Below are 14,789 nucleotides of genomic sequence, written 5' to 3'. Positions count from 1 at the left end.
GAATATGTCAATGAGTTTTTGTAATATCAATTTTCGTTCATAGAACTATATATTCTTATAACCGTTATACATTTATTGTAACTGTTCAGTACCCTCACAGTTACGAGTCAAAATGCATTCCAAATCACCTTCGGTGATGGCATTTTGCCTTGTATGTCTCGGGATTTTGGCAAAAAACATACCAAAACGCCTCGCGGGATACTACCTTCTGAATAGTTACCATTTATTTCTGATACATATCAGACTGGTCACTGTCAAAGTAGTTGATTCTCATGGATGCCTTGACATCGTTCAGAGTCTCAGCTGCTTTGGCTTGGGCTACCCTGCTTCCCTCTTTCAGGATATCCAGAACATCCGGAATTCTCTGCTCCCATTCTTTTCTTCTTGCGCGAATCGGTCCCAGTTCTGCCTGCATAACCTTATTCAGGAACTTCTTAACCTTGACATCGCCAAGACCGCCTCTGCGGTAATGATCCTCAAGTTCCTCAAGATTCTGGTATTCCGGAAGGAATTCCGGGAAATACTCCGGTTTGCAGAATGCTTCCAGATAGATAAATACCGGGTTGCCCTCTACACGTCCCGGATCCTCTACACGAAGATGGTTCGGATCTGTAAACATGGACATGATCTTCTTCTTAACATCTGCTTCCTCGTCAGAGAGATAGATACAGTTTCCAAGAGACTTGCTCATTTTGGCCTTGCCATCGATGCCCGGCAGACGTAAGCATGCCTTGTTGGATGGCAGAACGATCTTAGGATCGGTCAGTGTCTCACCATAAACCGTATTGAACTTGTGCACGATCTCCTTACACTGCTCGATCATTGGCATCTGATCCTCACCAACCGGCACATGCGTTGCACGGAAAGCAGTGATATCTGCAGCCTGGCTGATCGGATAACAGAAAAATCCAACTGGAATGCTGGCCTCAAAGTTTCTCATCTGAATCTCAGCCTTAACTGTAGGGTTACGCTGTACACGTGCTACCGTTACAAGGTTCATATAATAAAATGTCAGTTCTGTCAGTTCCGGTACCATAGACTGGATAAAGATCGTGGACTTCGCCGGATCAATTCCACATGCAAGATAATCCAGTGCGACCTGGATGATATTCTGGCGTACCTTCTCCGGATGCTCAGCATTGTCTGTCAGTGCCTGTGCATCTGCGATCATAATAAAAATCTCATCATAATCTCCGGAATTCTGGAGTCTGACACGCTCCTTCAATGATCCTACATAATGTCCTACATGAAGTTTACCGGTAGGACGGTCACCTGTTAAAATAACCTGTTTCATTTAGCCTTCTCCTCAGGGCACTTGTCTGAATCCTGCGGTGCCGCTTTTTCTATAGTTTCTGCTTTTTGTTCCGGCTGTTCCGCTTCCTCATGCTTTAATTCTCTTAAGACTTCCTCGCAACCTTCTTCTGGTTCTCTCTCATCAAAGGGAACGAATTCTGCATGATGACCAACATATTTATATGCCGGACGGATGATCTTGCTTGCGTTGAGTATTTCTTCAAGACGATGAGCACTCCATCCCGGAATACGTGCGATCGCAAAAATCGGTGTGAACAGCTCTTTAGGGATTCCAAGCATAGTATATACGAAACCACTGTAAAAGTCTACGTTTGCGCAGACATTTTTGAAAAGTCTTCTCTGTTCCATGACAAGTCTTCCGCCAAGGCGTTCCACCAGTTCATAAAGAGCAAATTCTTTCATCATGTCCTTTTCTCTGGCAAGATCTCTTGCAAATCTCTTAAGGATCACCTCACGCGGGTCAGACAATGTATAAACTGCATGTCCCATACCATAGATCAGTCCGGAATGGTCAAAGGCTTCTTTATTCAGGATCTTGCGGAGATATTCTTCTACTTCCTTCTCATCTGTCCAGTCCTTGACATTTGCCTTGATATCTTCAAACATGTTCTGAACCTTAAGGTTGGCTCCACCATGACGTGGTCCCTTCAGTGAACCGATGGAGGCTGCGATTGAAGAATAGGTATCTGTTCCGGAAGAAGTAACTACATGTGTTGTAAAGGTTGAGTTGTTACCGCCGCCATGCTCTGCATGAAGGATCAGTGCAATATCAAGAACCTTGGCTTCCAGCTCTGTGTATTTTCCGTCAGGTCTGAGCATCAGAAGAATGTTTTCTGCAAGTGAGAGATCCTTCTCCGGATTACGGATAAACAGCATCTCATCTTTACGAAAATGTCTGTATGCGTGATAAGAATATACTGCGATCAGCGGCAGCTTCGCGATCATTTCCAGGCTCTGACGAAGAACATTCTCTGCGGAGATATCTTCCGGTCTGGAATCATAGGTATACAGAGTGAGGATACATCTCTGCATGGCATTCATAATGTCACTATTGGATGCTTTCATGACAACGTCACGGACAAAACGTCCGGACAGCGTTTCGAAACTTGCCATGATGTTCTTGAATATTTCCATATCTTTGTCAGATGGAAGTCTTCCGAACATCAGAAGATAGATGGTTTCCTCAAATCCGAATTTACGTCCCTTAAGTCCATCTACAATATCATTTACATTATATCCCTGATAATACAGTCTGCCGTGTGCAGGAATCTTACGTCCGTTGATCAGGTCATAACCTGTAACATCAGAGATCTCGGTAAGTCCGGTCAGGACACCCTTACCTGCTGAGTCACGCAGTCCTCTTTTTACATCGTATTCTACATAAAGATTCGGGTTGATCCGATGGCCATTCATCAGTTCTTCCCCGAGCAGCTCCATACTGTCTCTGAGTCTGCCCATCTCGTCAAGATTCATCATTTCATGATCTGCCATTTGTTCTCTCTCCTTCATCTGTATATTTCTCGTCCTGGTATGCGTTTGACCTGTATACCTCAAAATATGACCGGCAAAATGGTCACAATGCATCTGACCTGAATGTTTCTGCCGTCCGGCATACATATTCGTGCTTTACCAAGCTAAATTGTAATCTATTTTACACGAATGCCTGCTAAAATACAATAGATAAATGAAGAAAACTTTCACAGATGAAAATTTTACAGTGTAAAATGGTGGATGGATAGATAGACAGGAGAGTTAGTCCTGTGGTGGGGTGTAGTTTTCTGGGAGTTTATTTATTGAAACACTATTTATAGTATCACCGTCACCGATAGCCTTTCCGATCAGATACTTTCCTGCAAGAATGGTAAATGGTCTCATATGGTGCCGCGGAAGTTCAAAGGTTTCTACGTTGAATTCACAAAATCCGCAGATTCCGCCAGGTTCTTTCATTTCCCGCATACAGTTTATACACAGGTTTTCTATTTTCATACGCTTTTCCTCTGATTTTCTCAAATTTGTATAAATTTATTATATAATCCCCTGTCCAAAACTCAATCTGCTTTGCGTGCCAGATGCAGTCTGCTTTAGCAGACATATTCCTCTTGCATCTGGTCACATAAAGTAAAAAACACCGGCCAGTGTTTCCACCGCCGGTATTTATAAAAAACTCTGTCAGGATATCAGTCTGTAAATTTTATTTTTTGTCTTTCCTTCGCTTTCCAGAAAGTTATTTTTTTCTGCCTTTGCCAGAAGCCTGGAAGCAGTCTTCTGCTGAATATCAAGAATATCCGCTGCCCTGGCGCTGTTGATATTCTGAAATTTTATCATATACTGCTGCAATCGCAGGAGACGTTCTTTTTCCAGATTTGTAAATGCAGTGGATTCCACAAGAAACTTCGTTCTTCCATCTTCCCCGTCTACGATAAGATCTCTCGAACTCAACATCTTTTCGGACATCTTTTCGGACATCTTTTCGGACATCATCGTTTGTTCGAAACCTTCTCTGATAAAAATGGTTGTCTCAAGATAGTTCCTGTCCTCATCCATTTCAAACAGCGGAGCGGGCGAACCGTTTCTTTCCAGCTCTCTTAATATCTTGGTTATGCCGGTTCCCTGTTTCTCCGAAAGATCAATTTCTTTGAACAGTTCCCCGATTCTTCGATTGCGGTATTTCCTTGCTCTTGCTTTTCCTGTTCGAAATTTTTCCTGACTGATATACTTATCTACTCCCGGATAATTGATGAGCATGATTCTGTCCACATAAATTCGAACTTCAACCGGTTCCGGTTCTCTGTATGATTTATGAAAAACCGCATTTACAACAGCTTCTTCCAGTGCATTATACGGGTAGTTGAAATACCGTTCTGATTCAGCCCGTCCCTGGATCTTGACAACTTTTTCTTCGATTATATTTGTATTGATATAATCAAGAACATCCCTGACCTGTTTCCAGATCGGTCCATAAAAAGTTTTTTCAAAAAAATCATCGGAACCTTCTGCCTCTTCTGTATTAAACTTTACAAGATCAATCTGTGCTCCCGGAATAAATCTGTCCGGTCTGTCCGTAAACATCAGAACACCTATATTCCGTATGCTCAACTCCGTATCCGTTTCATCCGCCACTTCCAGAGAGAGCAGAAGATCTTCCATGGAACTCTTGTTGATCTCGTCTGCCAGCGAACTCCGGCTGTCTCTCAGGAAATCCTCCAGGTAGCCACGTCTTATATCCTGAACAGAGGCTTTACGATTGATACGATCATCAAACGGTATGGAATTAAATTTATCAAACAGTTCTGCAATTTCTTCGCGGTCTGCCGCTGCCGTAGGTGAAGACGGCCTTATCCAGTACTGCATCCGGCGGTCTTTCTTCTTTCCTTTCTCTGCATACACATCCACCGGAGCCTGATACGGTCCACTGTCTCCTGCACTGCACCACAAATAGAGAAGATAAACCCCTGTATTTTTGTAATTAATCACTTCAATTCTTGGAATATATCTCGGTGTGATCAGATTGCAATACTGAAAAATCTCCTGCTGCACAGAATCCAGGATATTCATCGGAAGACCTTTAGGTGGAAGAACCGGAATTCCATCTTCGGCACGGATTCCGATTACAAGATATCCACCGTTTACATTATGAAGATCATTTGCAAATGCACAGATCGTATGGATAATGTCATTAGGATTCCATCCTTCTTTATATTCAACTCTGTTCTGCTCAACCGTCCGTCCTGCAAGTAATGTTTCTAATTTTAACGGAATCATACCTACCCCCGTATTTTCTCTTCCCATTCCTTCTCACGAAATCCGGTCAGGACAAAATCTTCTCCGACTACAAGAGGGCGTTTTACTAACATGCCATTGGTTGCGAGCAGTTTCAGCTGTTCGTCCTCTGTCATCTGCGGAAGTTTTTCTTTCAGATCCATCTGCTTGTAGAGCATACCGCTTGTGTTAAAAAATTTCTTAAGCGGCATCCCGCTTCTTTCGTACCATTCCTTCAGTTCTTCATATGTGGGATTCTCCTCTACGATCGCTCGCTCCTCAAAAAAAATCTTGTGCTCCTCGAGCCATTTAAGTGCTTTCTGACAGGTGCTGCATTTTCGATATACCAGAACTAACATTTTATTCCCTCCCTTGATCCGGCAAGCAAAATTTTTTGTATGCTCCTGGCACTGCCTTATCTTTTCTTTCTTAATTTCAATGAAACTATCGGCGATGTGCCAGAATTGCTAATAAAAAAATCTGTATATAGAATATTTCTTTAGAACTTTTGATTTCATCATACTCTACATCCCCCACACTGTCAACGAACATTTTTTATAACATTTTGTCAGATCTGTATTGCCATTTTGGACATAGATTGAACCATTTTTCCGCGTCCCCACTGGCATTTTCACGGGAAATCTGGTACAATGTGTTGCAGTGATTTAACTTGTAAAGGAGGTCCCATTATGGGTTATGATAAACTTGAAAAGAATCTGATTGACATCATCAAAGAAGAGCAGGCGAAGCTTGGATTTTTTAAAGAAGATATCCGTCTGTATTATCCGCTTTCTTCTCTGAATCATTTTTTCGCCGCCACTGACACTGCTGATGAAATGCAGGCACGTCTTAGCACGCTTCCGGCTTCTCTCACAGATAAACTCGGAGACATCAGGGTTTCCCACAAGGGAGACCGTTTCTGTTTCCATATTCCACCGCAGGGAACTGTCTATGTACACGACAACACTGCCGGAAATGAATTTATTAAGGAACTTGTCAATCTGGTCGGCAGACATGGCTGTACCATGAATGAAATCCTGGATTTATTCCATACTTATTCTGAGAATATCATTACGGAAGAAATGGATAACGGCGAGTTCGACCGCCTGATCCGCTTTGCAGATAATCCGGATGATACCTATTACTACTGTTTCAAAGACGAAGGATGCCACATCATCTACCATCGTTTCCTTCCAGAAGACTATACCGATTTCGATTTTTGATAAGGAGGCTTTTTTATGTGTACCGCAGCAACTTACAAAACCAGAGATTTTTATTTCGGAAGAACTCTTGATTATGAATTTTCCTATGGGGATCAGATCACCATTTCTCCCCGAAACTACCCATTCCATTTCCGTCACATGGGAGTTATCGATCAGCATTTTGCGATCATCGGGATGGCTCATGTCGCCGAAAACTATCCTTTATATTATGATGCCATCAACGAAAAGGGGCTTGGCATGGCCGGTCTGAATTTCGTAGGAAACGCAGCCTATGCAGATGTGAAACCAGGTGCTGACAATGTCGCACAGTTTGAATTCATTCCATGGATTCTCTGCCAGTGTGCTTCTGTCGATGAAGCCCGTGCACTTCTGTCCGGAATAAACCTTGCCAACACACCATTCAGCGAACAGTTTCCTCTGGCACAGCTTCACTGGATCATTGCTGACAAAGACAGTTCCATCACTGTAGAGTCCATGTCCGACGGTCTTCATATTTATGACAATCCGGCAGGAGTTCTTACCAATAACCCGCCGTTTCCACAGCAGATGTTCCAGTTAAACAACTATATGCACCTGTCTCCAAAGCAGCCTGCAAATACATTTTCTGATGACCTCGGGCTTGCTGCTTACAGCCGCGGCATGGGTGCTCTCGGACTTCCGGGTGATCTTTCTTCCGCATCCCGCTTCGTTCGTGTGGCTTTTACCAAAATGAACGCAAAATCCGGTGATTCCGAGCTTGAAAGCATCAGCCAATTTTTCCACATCCTTGGCTCTGTCGATCAGCAGAGAGGCTGCTGTGAGGTCGCAGACGGCAAATATGAGATCACACTCTATACCTCCTGCTGCAATACCGCAAAGGGAATTTACTATTATACTACCTACGAAAATCATCAGATCAGTGCTGTTGATATGCACAGAGAAAATCTGGACAGTGATGCTCTGATCTGTTATCCTGTCCTTCAGGGTGAAAAAATCAATTTCCAGAACTGAAAAGAGAGGTACTCATATGAATCTTGGAAACTTAATGCAGTTAAAAAATTCCTGGGCCACATTTACCCGGAATCATCCCAAATTCCCCAAATTTCTTCAGGCTGCCGGAAGTGCAATCCGACCTGATACGATCATCGAGATCAAGGTCACCACACCTGAGGGCAAAACCATCGAAACAAATCTTAAGGTCAGAGAATCTGATATCGAGCTTGTAAGAAACCTTGCCGGAAGTGCGAGATAAGCTGTATCATCCAAAAAGACACCATTGGCTGTATATTCGTACATCCTTTGGTGTCTTTTTATCTCTTTATTCTGTGTATCTTATAGTCTTATCCGCTCTTCTTTGCTGTTTGCAATCCGAAAGGCCCTCGGTGTCATATGGTAATGTTCTTTAAAAACCCGGTGGAAGTAACTTCCGTTCTCATATCCGACCGCCGCGATCACATCACTGACCGGAAGGTCTGTCTCACACATCAGCTCCGCTGCTTTATTCAGGCGTTTACGCTGAAGCAGTTCTTTAAAATTAAATCCTGTGTTTTTTCGGATCATTTTGCTCAACACATGCATCGGAAGGTGCAGTTTCTCGCAAAGCTCCGTAAGTGTAGCTGTCCTGTACTGCTGCTCAATATAATCCAGGGTGGTCATTGCGATCATATTCTCATACTGGTTTGGAAGACGCATCTCTGCATATTGCACCGACTCCAGAAGATACAGAAAGATAAGTCCCATCGTTGTCTGATTGATACGATTCTGGTCTCCCTTCCCCGTTACCAGAGAGTAGATGATATTTTCAAGCAGATTCTGGATCTGCAACACCTCTGCCACTTTAAAATGAAGATATTCTCCCCTCTCCTCATCCTGACGCAGAACATTTACAAGAAAATCCGCAAGCACATTGTTATTCCCTGCCATCGTATATGCCACATCAAAAAACTCGGGAAGGATCATAAAATTGATCGCTATATCCTCTTCTCCCGCTGGCAGGATCTCATGCCGCGTAAACTGATTCAGAAAGAGCAGTTCTCCCTTCTGTATCACAACTTCCTTCCCGCCAATAATATTGACAAGTCGTCCCTGGCAGACATAAAGCACCTCGATAAAATTGTGCCTGTGCGACGGAAAATGTACAAACCGTGTGTGTGTACGCACCGCGATCAGCTTGCCCTCGCTGAGCATCTTGGCGCTGTCCACGGTAAAATCCTGACCGGATGTGTAGAGATCCTTATCTACCTCTGCCACCCCGTCCAGAATGCGCTGTTCTTCTTCTGTGATTTTTCTTAAATGCTCTAATAAAACCTGCTGCATATGGGGTATGGTTATTATCTTGTAACGATATCAACCGGAATATTAAAGATCTTTGCAACCTTCAGGATGGTGTCGATATGTCTTCCTGTAGCAGCAGCCATATGATGTGTCGGACCAGCTTCGCTCCAGCGGTTTACAAACTCTCTTGCACCACAGGTGAAACGTGTTCTCATGTTGGTATCACCAAAGGAAAGGATTGGTCCTTCTTCGTTTACGCCCTCAGCAACAACGAATTTGAAGTGTCCGTCAGCATCCTGTGTGATTGCAAGATAAGTAACCGGACCTGTGTATGGATAGAACTGTGTCAGATATCCACCGCCTGTTTTGCCGTGGAATACCGGTACAATCTTCATGGTAGGTTTCTTATCAGAGATATCCGCATCTCCACTTCCGGAATGTCCGATAATGCAGATATCATCGTTAAAGTCGATGGAGTACATCTCAGAAAGCTGGCCTGTACCGGAAATGGTCTTGAGGATACTCATTGCCATGGCAACCTTCATATCACCCTCAACGGCACATGCTGTACCCTGTTTGATCAGCATAGAGAATGCCGGGATCAGCATACTGTCAAGGACACCTGCCTTACCCTGTGCAAATCCGTCATAATGGGAAGCAACCATGCTGAGATGTTCATCTTTTACCCATTTCTCGAATGCAACAACGTATTTTGCCATATCCCATACTTTTTCGATCGTGCCGCCATCCTCAATATCAAAAGTATCAAGAATATCCTGTGCTTTTGCACGGATCACTTCTTCATCTGTGATATCGTCAGCGATCGCCCACATTTTTTCCCAATCAAACTGTTTGGTGTACAGGAACATTCTGTTGTACAGGTTTGTCTCATCGATGTAAAGGTCCATCATACCCGGATAAGGTCTTCCGATCTGAGCGATATTGGTATCGCGGAATCTTCTTCTTACCTGTGCAGCCTTGCACCAGTCTTCGATCTCTGCCTGAACAGCCGGATCTCCACCCTCAACTACACCTGTAATAACAGCATGTCTCTTGCCTGCTCTTTCCAGATCGGCAACTGCTTCACCTACAGCACCGCATGCATATCCTTCGCCAAGCCATGTAGCGATATCTGTGTGATCATAATCCAGTGCTTTAAGCTTCTGAACGTTCACAAGAACAACCGGAACATCAAGATCACGGATTGCAGGGAGCATATTGTAGGATGTCGCATAGGTCAGCATCTGAAGAAATACGATATCAACGTCTGCAGCACGGAATTTATCTCCAGCTTCCATAGACTGCTCTTTTGTTGTTACCATTCCTCCATCGATGATCTCTACTGTATCAGGGATTGTTTTTTTGAATGCCTCATACTGAGCTTCAAACTCAGGTACCAGTGACGGGAACTGAGGCAGGTATGCTCCTAAAGCAATAGAAAATACGCCGACTCTTGCTTTTGTGTTTACTAACATAATAAAACCTCCAATTTATTTTATTAATGTATATACTCACCTTATTCCAGGTGCATATAGCTCAATAACAGGATGATTGGGTAAAAAGCCTCCAGCTATGATCTCTCAGGCTTTGAAAATCTTGATTCCGAAAGACTCATGAATGGTTGTACGAGCCTCTTCAACAGATTTAAATTCGCCTTCCTTGATCATCTGTGCAGTGATATTTCCAATCGCAGTTGCTTCTCCAGGACCTGCATGAACTTCTTTACCTGTTGCCTTTGCTGTAAGTTCATTCAGATATCCCGCATTGGAACCACCGCCAACTACATGGATACGGCTGTAAGTTCTTCCTGTAAGTTCTTCCAGTTCTTTTGCTGCTTTTGCATAGCACTCAGCAAGACTGGTATAGATAACAGTTGCGATCTCGCCCATTGTCTCCGGAACCTGCTGTCCGGTTCTGCGGCAGTAATCCTTTACTTCTTCTGTCATGTTTTCCGGGGAAAGGAAGCACTCATCATTTGCATCTACTCTGGATGGGAAATCCTTTGCTTCTTCTGCCATAGCACAGATTTCTGCAAAACTGTATTTATCATTTACTTCATGACGAACTGACTGGATCATCCACAGTCCCATGATGTTCTTGATATAACGGAAGCGTCCTTCATAACCGCCTTCATTTGTGAAGTTCAGTTCGCAGCTCTTTGGTGAACAGTCCGGAGTCTTTCTTTCGATTCCCATCAGGGACCATGTTCCGGAACTGATATAGATAAAGTCATCATCGTTTGCCGGTACTGCAAGGACTGCAGATCCTGTATCATGTGTTGCCGGTGCGACAACTTCTACGTCAAAGCCGACTTCTTTCTGAAGTTCTTCTGTCAGATGTCCTACACTTGTGCCAGGCATGATCAGTTTCTGGAAAATTCTTCTCGGATATCCCAGTTTGTCAATGATCTCATAATCCCAGTCTTTTGTCTGTGCATTTACCATCTGGCCTGTTGTAGCCTCTGTATACTCACAGGTCTTCTGTCCTGTCAGAAGGAAGTGGAAGTAATCCGGCACATGAAGAAGAGTCTCTGCCTGCTCCAGATATTCCGGATGTTTTGTCTTAACTGCCATCAGCTGATATATCGTATTGTAAATAGCTTTCTGGATACCTGTTCTTGCATACAGTTCTTCAAATGGAATGATCTTGTAAACTTCTTCATCCATTCCCTCTGTACGATGGTCGCGATATCCGACTGTGTTACCAAGTACCTTGTCATCTTTATCAAGAAGAACGAAGTCAACACCCCAGGTATCAACGCCCATGCTTACCGGAATCTTGCCGATCTCTTTACATTTCTTAAGACCTGCAACGATTTCTTTAAAAATACGGTCAAATTCCCAGCAGAGTTCTCCATCCTTCTTTACCATACCATTCTCAAAACGATGAATCTCCTCGAGCTCCATTCTGCCATTCTCCATGTGTCCAAGGATCAGACGTCCACTGGATGCTCCCATGTCTACTGCTGCGTAATACTTAGTCATTGTAAAAACCTCCTAAATGTTTTTCTTTTATACAGCAAATTTCTTTGTGCAAACTGCTGTATATTCCTTCTCGTTTTCTTCTTAATAATAACATAATACAACAAGGTTCTTCAAGTGTGAAGAACCTTGTTTGTTTAAAAAAGTGTCTTTATTTGCAATTGTTATTTTACAATCTGTCCGTAATAAGCGTTTGCACCGTGTTTTCTGTAATAATGTTTATCCTGAAGTTCCTGTGGTGCCGGTTTTACCTGCGGATTGATAAGTTCACAGCGAGATGCCATTTTGGCAACTTCCTCAAGTACAACTGCATTATGTACTGCCTCATGAGCATCTTTGCCCCAGGTGAATGGTCCGTGGTTTTTGCAGAGTACTGCAGGAACTGCCTCGTAATCTTTGTCCTTAAAGTAATCAGCGATCAGCACTCCTGTATTTTTCTCATATGCCTCGTCGATTTCTTCTTTTGTGAGGTTTCGCACACAAGGTACTTCTCCATAGATGTAGTCTGCATGTGTGGTTCCATAGCACGGAATGCCTCTTCCTGCCTGTGCCCAGCTTGTTGCCCAGGAAGAATGTGTATGTACGATTCCACCGATGTTCGGGAATGCATTGTACAGCACAACATGTGTTGCGGTGTCAGAGGACGGATTGTATTCGCCTTCTACTTTGTTTCCCTGAAGGTCAACAACAACCATATCTTCTGGTTTGAGCTTATCGTAATCCACACCGCTTGGTTTAATTACAAAAAGTCCTTTCTCACGGTCGATGCCACTGACATTTCCCCAGGTGAATGTCACCAGCCCATATTTCGGCAGGTCCATATTTGCTTTGTAAACTTCTTCTTTTAATTTTTCTAACATTGTTCTTTCCTCCTGAATTTTATTTCTGAACATCCAGTATCGGACACATCATTTTTACTGCATCATTAAGATCTTTTTTCCATTCCGGATTTCCTGTGTACCAGAATTCCGTCACAAATCTGCGTACTCCCAGATCCCAGGCCTTCTTTATTGCCGCCTCAAAATCCACATGTCCGGTTCCATACGGAATTTCTCTGAATTTTCCAGGGACAGTCTCCTTAAGATGAAGAGAAGTCAGATTTCCTCTGCCCAGTTCCATATCCTCCAGTACATCTGACTTGTAAAGAACCGCTGCATTAGTGAGATTTCCGATATCCGGATAGACTTTAAGATAATTGGAGCCACACAGTGTTACATATTTCATGGCTTTCTCAACCGTATTCATAAATTCATTTTCCATCGTCTCAAGTCCGATGAGCACGCCGGTCTTTTCTGCCAGTCTTGCAGCCTTTCTCAGATTTTCAAGAAATCTGTGTTTTGTATCCAGTGTTGATTCTTCATAATAAACATCATATCCCGGAATCATCACAACACGGATTCCAAGATCATCTGCCAGCTGAAGTGATTTTTCCAGAATCGCCATTCCTCTTGCACAGCATGCTTCATCACTGCTTCCGATCGCATATTTGGTAAGTGCACTGACACACATTGTCCGGATCGGAATTCCGGTCTCATACATGGTTTTTACAAGTTCCAGGCGTGATTCTCTGTCCATATCCAGCCGGGCGATTTTTTCTTCTGTTGCATCAATACTGATTTCAACATAATCATAGCCTGCTGCCTTTGCCGCCTCCAGTCGTTCTTTCCATGTCAGCGTACCCGGCATTGCCTTTTCATACAGTCCAAGCTCATATGCCTTACTCATTCTGTGGTTTCTCCTTTTCCTAGTTTCTGAAATACTTCCACGCACCATTCAGTCCGTCGATCACCGCACGGTATGCCGCATATTTTTCTTTGTAGATATCTGCATATTCCGGTCTTGGCTGTATTGTCTTGGTGATCTTCACTGTACGTCTCATTGCATCCTGATAATCTTTGTAAATTCCCGCTGCAATGCCGGCTGCCATCGCTGCACCCTGTGCACCGAGTTCCTTATCCTCGATCACATCGATCGGAAGCTGAAGCGCGTCTGCAAAAATCTGTACCCATACATCTGAATTTGCAGCGCCTCCGGAAAGTCGTACACTCTTCGGACGTTCACGGTTTCTCAGCAGTTTGTTGACATGGGTCACATGGGAGAAAACAATTCCCTCATAAACTGCACGAAGCATATGTTTCTTATTATGGTAAGCAGTCAGGCCTACAAAGGTTCCCTTTGCCAGTGGATCTTCATTGGAGCCGTTCAGGAATGGAAGGAAGATGATATTGTTGTCCTGCGGCTCGATAGAAGCTACCCACTCATTGGTGATATCGTATACGGAGCCTCCGTTTTCTTTCGCTTCTGCTTTTTCATAACTCATAAGATTGCGGATGAACCACTCCATATTTCCGGCAGATGTCGGGCTGCTCTCCTCGATCAGATAATATCCCGGCATACAGAACAGAGAATTCAGTGCAACTGTGCCGTTTGTCACAGGTTCTTTCGAAATATACTCGTTGATACTCCAGGTTCCGGCCACCATACACATCTGTTCTTCATCAGAAAGTCCGGATGCGATTCCGCATGCGTTGATATCAAACATACCTGCAGCTACCGGGATTCCCTCCGGAAGACCGGTCTTCTCACTCGCTTCTTTTGTCACATGTCCACAGATATCGGCTGCGTTGCGAAGCGGTGGAAGCTTGTCGTAGCATTCTTCCAGATCAAAAAGCTTCATCAGTTCACGGTCATGTTCGTGTGTGATCATATTGACAAGATTTGATCCGGAACAGTCTGTGTATTCACTGTATGCCTCTCCTGTCAGCATGTAACGGATATAATCTTTTACTGCAAAGATATACTGTGTTCTCTCAATGACTTCCGGCATATTTTCTTTGAACCATGCCAGGATGCTTACCGGCTGTACTGCCAGAATGTCCTGCAGAGTTTTCTCATAAACCTTTTTGTCAGTGCCATCCTCATGCCATCTTTTGACCTGTGCCCAGGCTCTTGTATCCGTAGAAATGATTCCGTTATAGGAAGGCTTTCCATCATAGCCTACCATGTACAGACCTTTTCCATGTCCTGAGAAAGAAACCCCTGCAATGTCCTTTGGATCGATATTACTCTTCTCGATCGCATTACGTACAGCCTGTGCATTTACCTCCCAGAGTTCATCCATATCCCTTTCTGTATAACCTGGCTTCGGAGTAATCGTCACAGTCGGTACACTGGCCACAGAAATCTGCTTTCCGTCTTCATCAAAGAGCGCTGCCTTTGAAAAAGTACCCCCATTGTCAATCCCCATTAAGTATTTCAT

Annotated in this window: 14 protein-coding genes; 3 read left to right on the top strand and 11 right to left on the bottom strand. The window is 43.7% G+C overall.

The annotated features are described in order from the left end of the window. Positions 1-223 precede the first annotated feature (223 nt). From trpS to GT674_RS00180, 5 genes are all read right to left on the bottom strand, one after another. Positions 224-1,294 (bottom strand): tryptophan--tRNA ligase, encoded by a 1,071-nt coding sequence (gene trpS, locus GT674_RS00200; RefSeq protein WP_161283817.1) that lies wholly within the window; start codon positions 1,292-1,294, stop codon positions 224-226. Next, complete coding sequence (locus GT674_RS00195; RefSeq protein ID WP_161283816.1) at positions 1,291-2,805, bottom strand: citrate/2-methylcitrate synthase; 1,515 nt, start codon at positions 2,803-2,805, stop codon at positions 1,291-1,293. The genes trpS and GT674_RS00195 overlap by 4 nt, the downstream gene beginning before the upstream one ends. Before the next feature lie 261 nt (positions 2,806-3,066). Beyond that, positions 3,067-3,300, bottom strand: coding sequence for a hypothetical protein (locus tag GT674_RS00190; protein WP_161283815.1), 234 nt, complete (start codon positions 3,298-3,300; stop codon positions 3,067-3,069). A gap of 183 nt (positions 3,301-3,483) precedes the next feature. After that, positions 3,484-5,103 carry an ATP-binding protein gene (locus GT674_RS00185; protein ID WP_243149003.1) on the bottom strand — a complete coding sequence of 540 codons (1,620 nt, stop codon included), beginning with the start codon at positions 5,101-5,103 and terminating at the stop codon, positions 3,484-3,486. Further along, positions 5,079-5,432 carry an arsenate reductase family protein gene (locus tag GT674_RS00180; protein ID WP_161283814.1) on the bottom strand — a complete coding sequence of 118 codons (354 nt, stop codon included), beginning with the start codon at positions 5,430-5,432 and terminating at the stop codon, positions 5,079-5,081. The genes GT674_RS00185 and GT674_RS00180 overlap by 25 nt, the downstream gene beginning before the upstream one ends. A gap of 330 nt (positions 5,433-5,762) precedes the next feature. Here GT674_RS00180 and GT674_RS00175 point away from each other — a divergent pair, with 330 nt between their 5' ends. The 3 genes from GT674_RS00175 to GT674_RS00165 are packed head-to-tail and all read left to right on the top strand — an operon-like array spanning position 5,763 to position 7,527. Then, a complete protein-coding gene (locus GT674_RS00175) occupies positions 5,763-6,296 on the top strand; it encodes a DUF3877 family protein (RefSeq protein ID WP_161283813.1) in 534 nt (177 codons plus the stop codon). Positions 6,297-6,311: 15 nt separating this feature from the next. Further along, the gene (gene bsh / locus GT674_RS00170; protein ID WP_161283812.1) at positions 6,312-7,286 is read left to right on the top strand and encodes a choloylglycine hydrolase; all 975 of its coding nucleotides are present in this window, start codon (positions 6,312-6,314) and stop codon (positions 7,284-7,286) included. A gap of 16 nt (positions 7,287-7,302) precedes the next feature. Then, entirely contained in the window at positions 7,303-7,527 is a 225-nt protein-coding gene (locus tag GT674_RS00165) for a hypothetical protein (RefSeq protein WP_161283811.1), read from the top strand. An 80-nt stretch (positions 7,528-7,607) separates the two neighbouring features. Here GT674_RS00165 and GT674_RS00160 read toward each other — a convergent pair whose 3' ends face one another. The 6 genes from GT674_RS00160 to GT674_RS00135 form a co-directional block, all read right to left on the bottom strand. Continuing rightward, positions 7,608-8,591: an AraC family transcriptional regulator gene (locus GT674_RS00160; RefSeq protein WP_161283810.1), complete on the bottom strand. Its 984-nt coding sequence runs from the start codon at positions 8,589-8,591 to the stop codon at positions 7,608-7,610. A 14-nt stretch (positions 8,592-8,605) separates the two neighbouring features. Next, entirely contained in the window at positions 8,606-10,024 is a 1,419-nt protein-coding gene (locus GT674_RS00155) for an arabinose isomerase (protein WP_161283809.1), read from the bottom strand. Positions 10,025-10,129: 105 nt separating this feature from the next. Continuing rightward, the gene (gene rhaB, locus GT674_RS00150) at positions 10,130-11,533 is read right to left on the bottom strand and encodes a rhamnulokinase (protein WP_161283808.1); all 1,404 of its coding nucleotides are present in this window, start codon (positions 11,531-11,533) and stop codon (positions 10,130-10,132) included. Positions 11,534-11,694: 161 nt separating this feature from the next. Continuing rightward, the gene (locus tag GT674_RS00145) at positions 11,695-12,390 is read right to left on the bottom strand and encodes an L-ribulose-5-phosphate 4-epimerase (RefSeq protein ID WP_022214484.1); all 696 of its coding nucleotides are present in this window, start codon (positions 12,388-12,390) and stop codon (positions 11,695-11,697) included. 19 nt (positions 12,391-12,409) lie between these two features. Further along, complete coding sequence (locus GT674_RS00140) at positions 12,410-13,255, bottom strand: L-ribulose-5-phosphate 3-epimerase (protein ID WP_161283807.1); 846 nt, start codon at positions 13,253-13,255, stop codon at positions 12,410-12,412. Positions 13,256-13,274: 19 nt separating this feature from the next. Beyond that, positions 13,275-14,789: an FGGY-family carbohydrate kinase gene (locus GT674_RS00135; protein WP_161283806.1), complete on the bottom strand. Its 1,515-nt coding sequence runs from the start codon at positions 14,787-14,789 to the stop codon at positions 13,275-13,277.

The organism is Blautia sp. BIOML-A1 (assembly GCF_009883055.1).
Taxonomy (GTDB): domain Bacteria; phylum Bacillota; class Clostridia; order Lachnospirales; family Lachnospiraceae; genus Blautia_A.
The sequence above is the reverse complement of the archived record's forward strand: the minus strand, read 5'-3'. Positions and strand labels throughout refer to the sequence as shown.

Excerpts from the sequence above, each read along its gene's own strand:
- trpS (WP_161283817.1), bottom strand. The coding sequence starts at position 1,294 with ATGAAACAGGTTATTTTAACAGGTGACCGTCCTACCGGTAAACTTCAT.
- GT674_RS00140 (WP_161283807.1), bottom strand. The coding sequence starts at position 13,255 with ATGAGTAAGGCATATGAGCTTGGACTGTATGAAAAGGCAATGCCGGGT.
- GT674_RS00165 (WP_161283811.1), top strand. The coding sequence starts at position 7,303 with ATGAATCTTGGAAACTTAATGCAGTTAAAAAATTCCTGGGCCACATTT.
- GT674_RS00185 (WP_243149003.1), bottom strand. The coding sequence starts at position 5,103 with ATGGGAAGAGAAAATACGGGGGTAGGTATGATTCCGTTAAAATTAGAA.
- bsh (WP_161283812.1), top strand. The coding sequence starts at position 6,312 with ATGTGTACCGCAGCAACTTACAAAACCAGAGATTTTTATTTCGGAAGA.
- GT674_RS00190 (WP_161283815.1), bottom strand. The coding sequence starts at position 3,300 with ATGAAAATAGAAAACCTGTGTATAAACTGTATGCGGGAAATGAAAGAA.
- GT674_RS00175 (WP_161283813.1), top strand. The coding sequence starts at position 5,763 with ATGGGTTATGATAAACTTGAAAAGAATCTGATTGACATCATCAAAGAA.
- rhaB (WP_161283808.1), bottom strand. The coding sequence starts at position 11,533 with ATGACTAAGTATTACGCAGCAGTAGACATGGGAGCATCCAGTGGACGT.
- GT674_RS00155 (WP_161283809.1), bottom strand. The coding sequence starts at position 10,024 with ATGTTAGTAAACACAAAAGCAAGAGTCGGCGTATTTTCTATTGCTTTA.
- GT674_RS00195 (WP_161283816.1), bottom strand. The coding sequence starts at position 2,805 with ATGGCAGATCATGAAATGATGAATCTTGACGAGATGGGCAGACTCAGA.
- GT674_RS00160 (WP_161283810.1), bottom strand. The coding sequence starts at position 8,591 with ATGCAGCAGGTTTTATTAGAGCATTTAAGAAAAATCACAGAAGAAGAA.
- GT674_RS00135 (WP_161283806.1), bottom strand. The coding sequence starts at position 14,789 with ATGAAATACTTAATGGGGATTGACAATGGGGGTACTTTTTCAAAGGCA.
- GT674_RS00180 (WP_161283814.1), bottom strand. The coding sequence starts at position 5,432 with ATGTTAGTTCTGGTATATCGAAAATGCAGCACCTGTCAGAAAGCACTT.
- GT674_RS00145 (WP_022214484.1), bottom strand. The coding sequence starts at position 12,390 with ATGTTAGAAAAATTAAAAGAAGAAGTTTACAAAGCAAATATGGACCTG.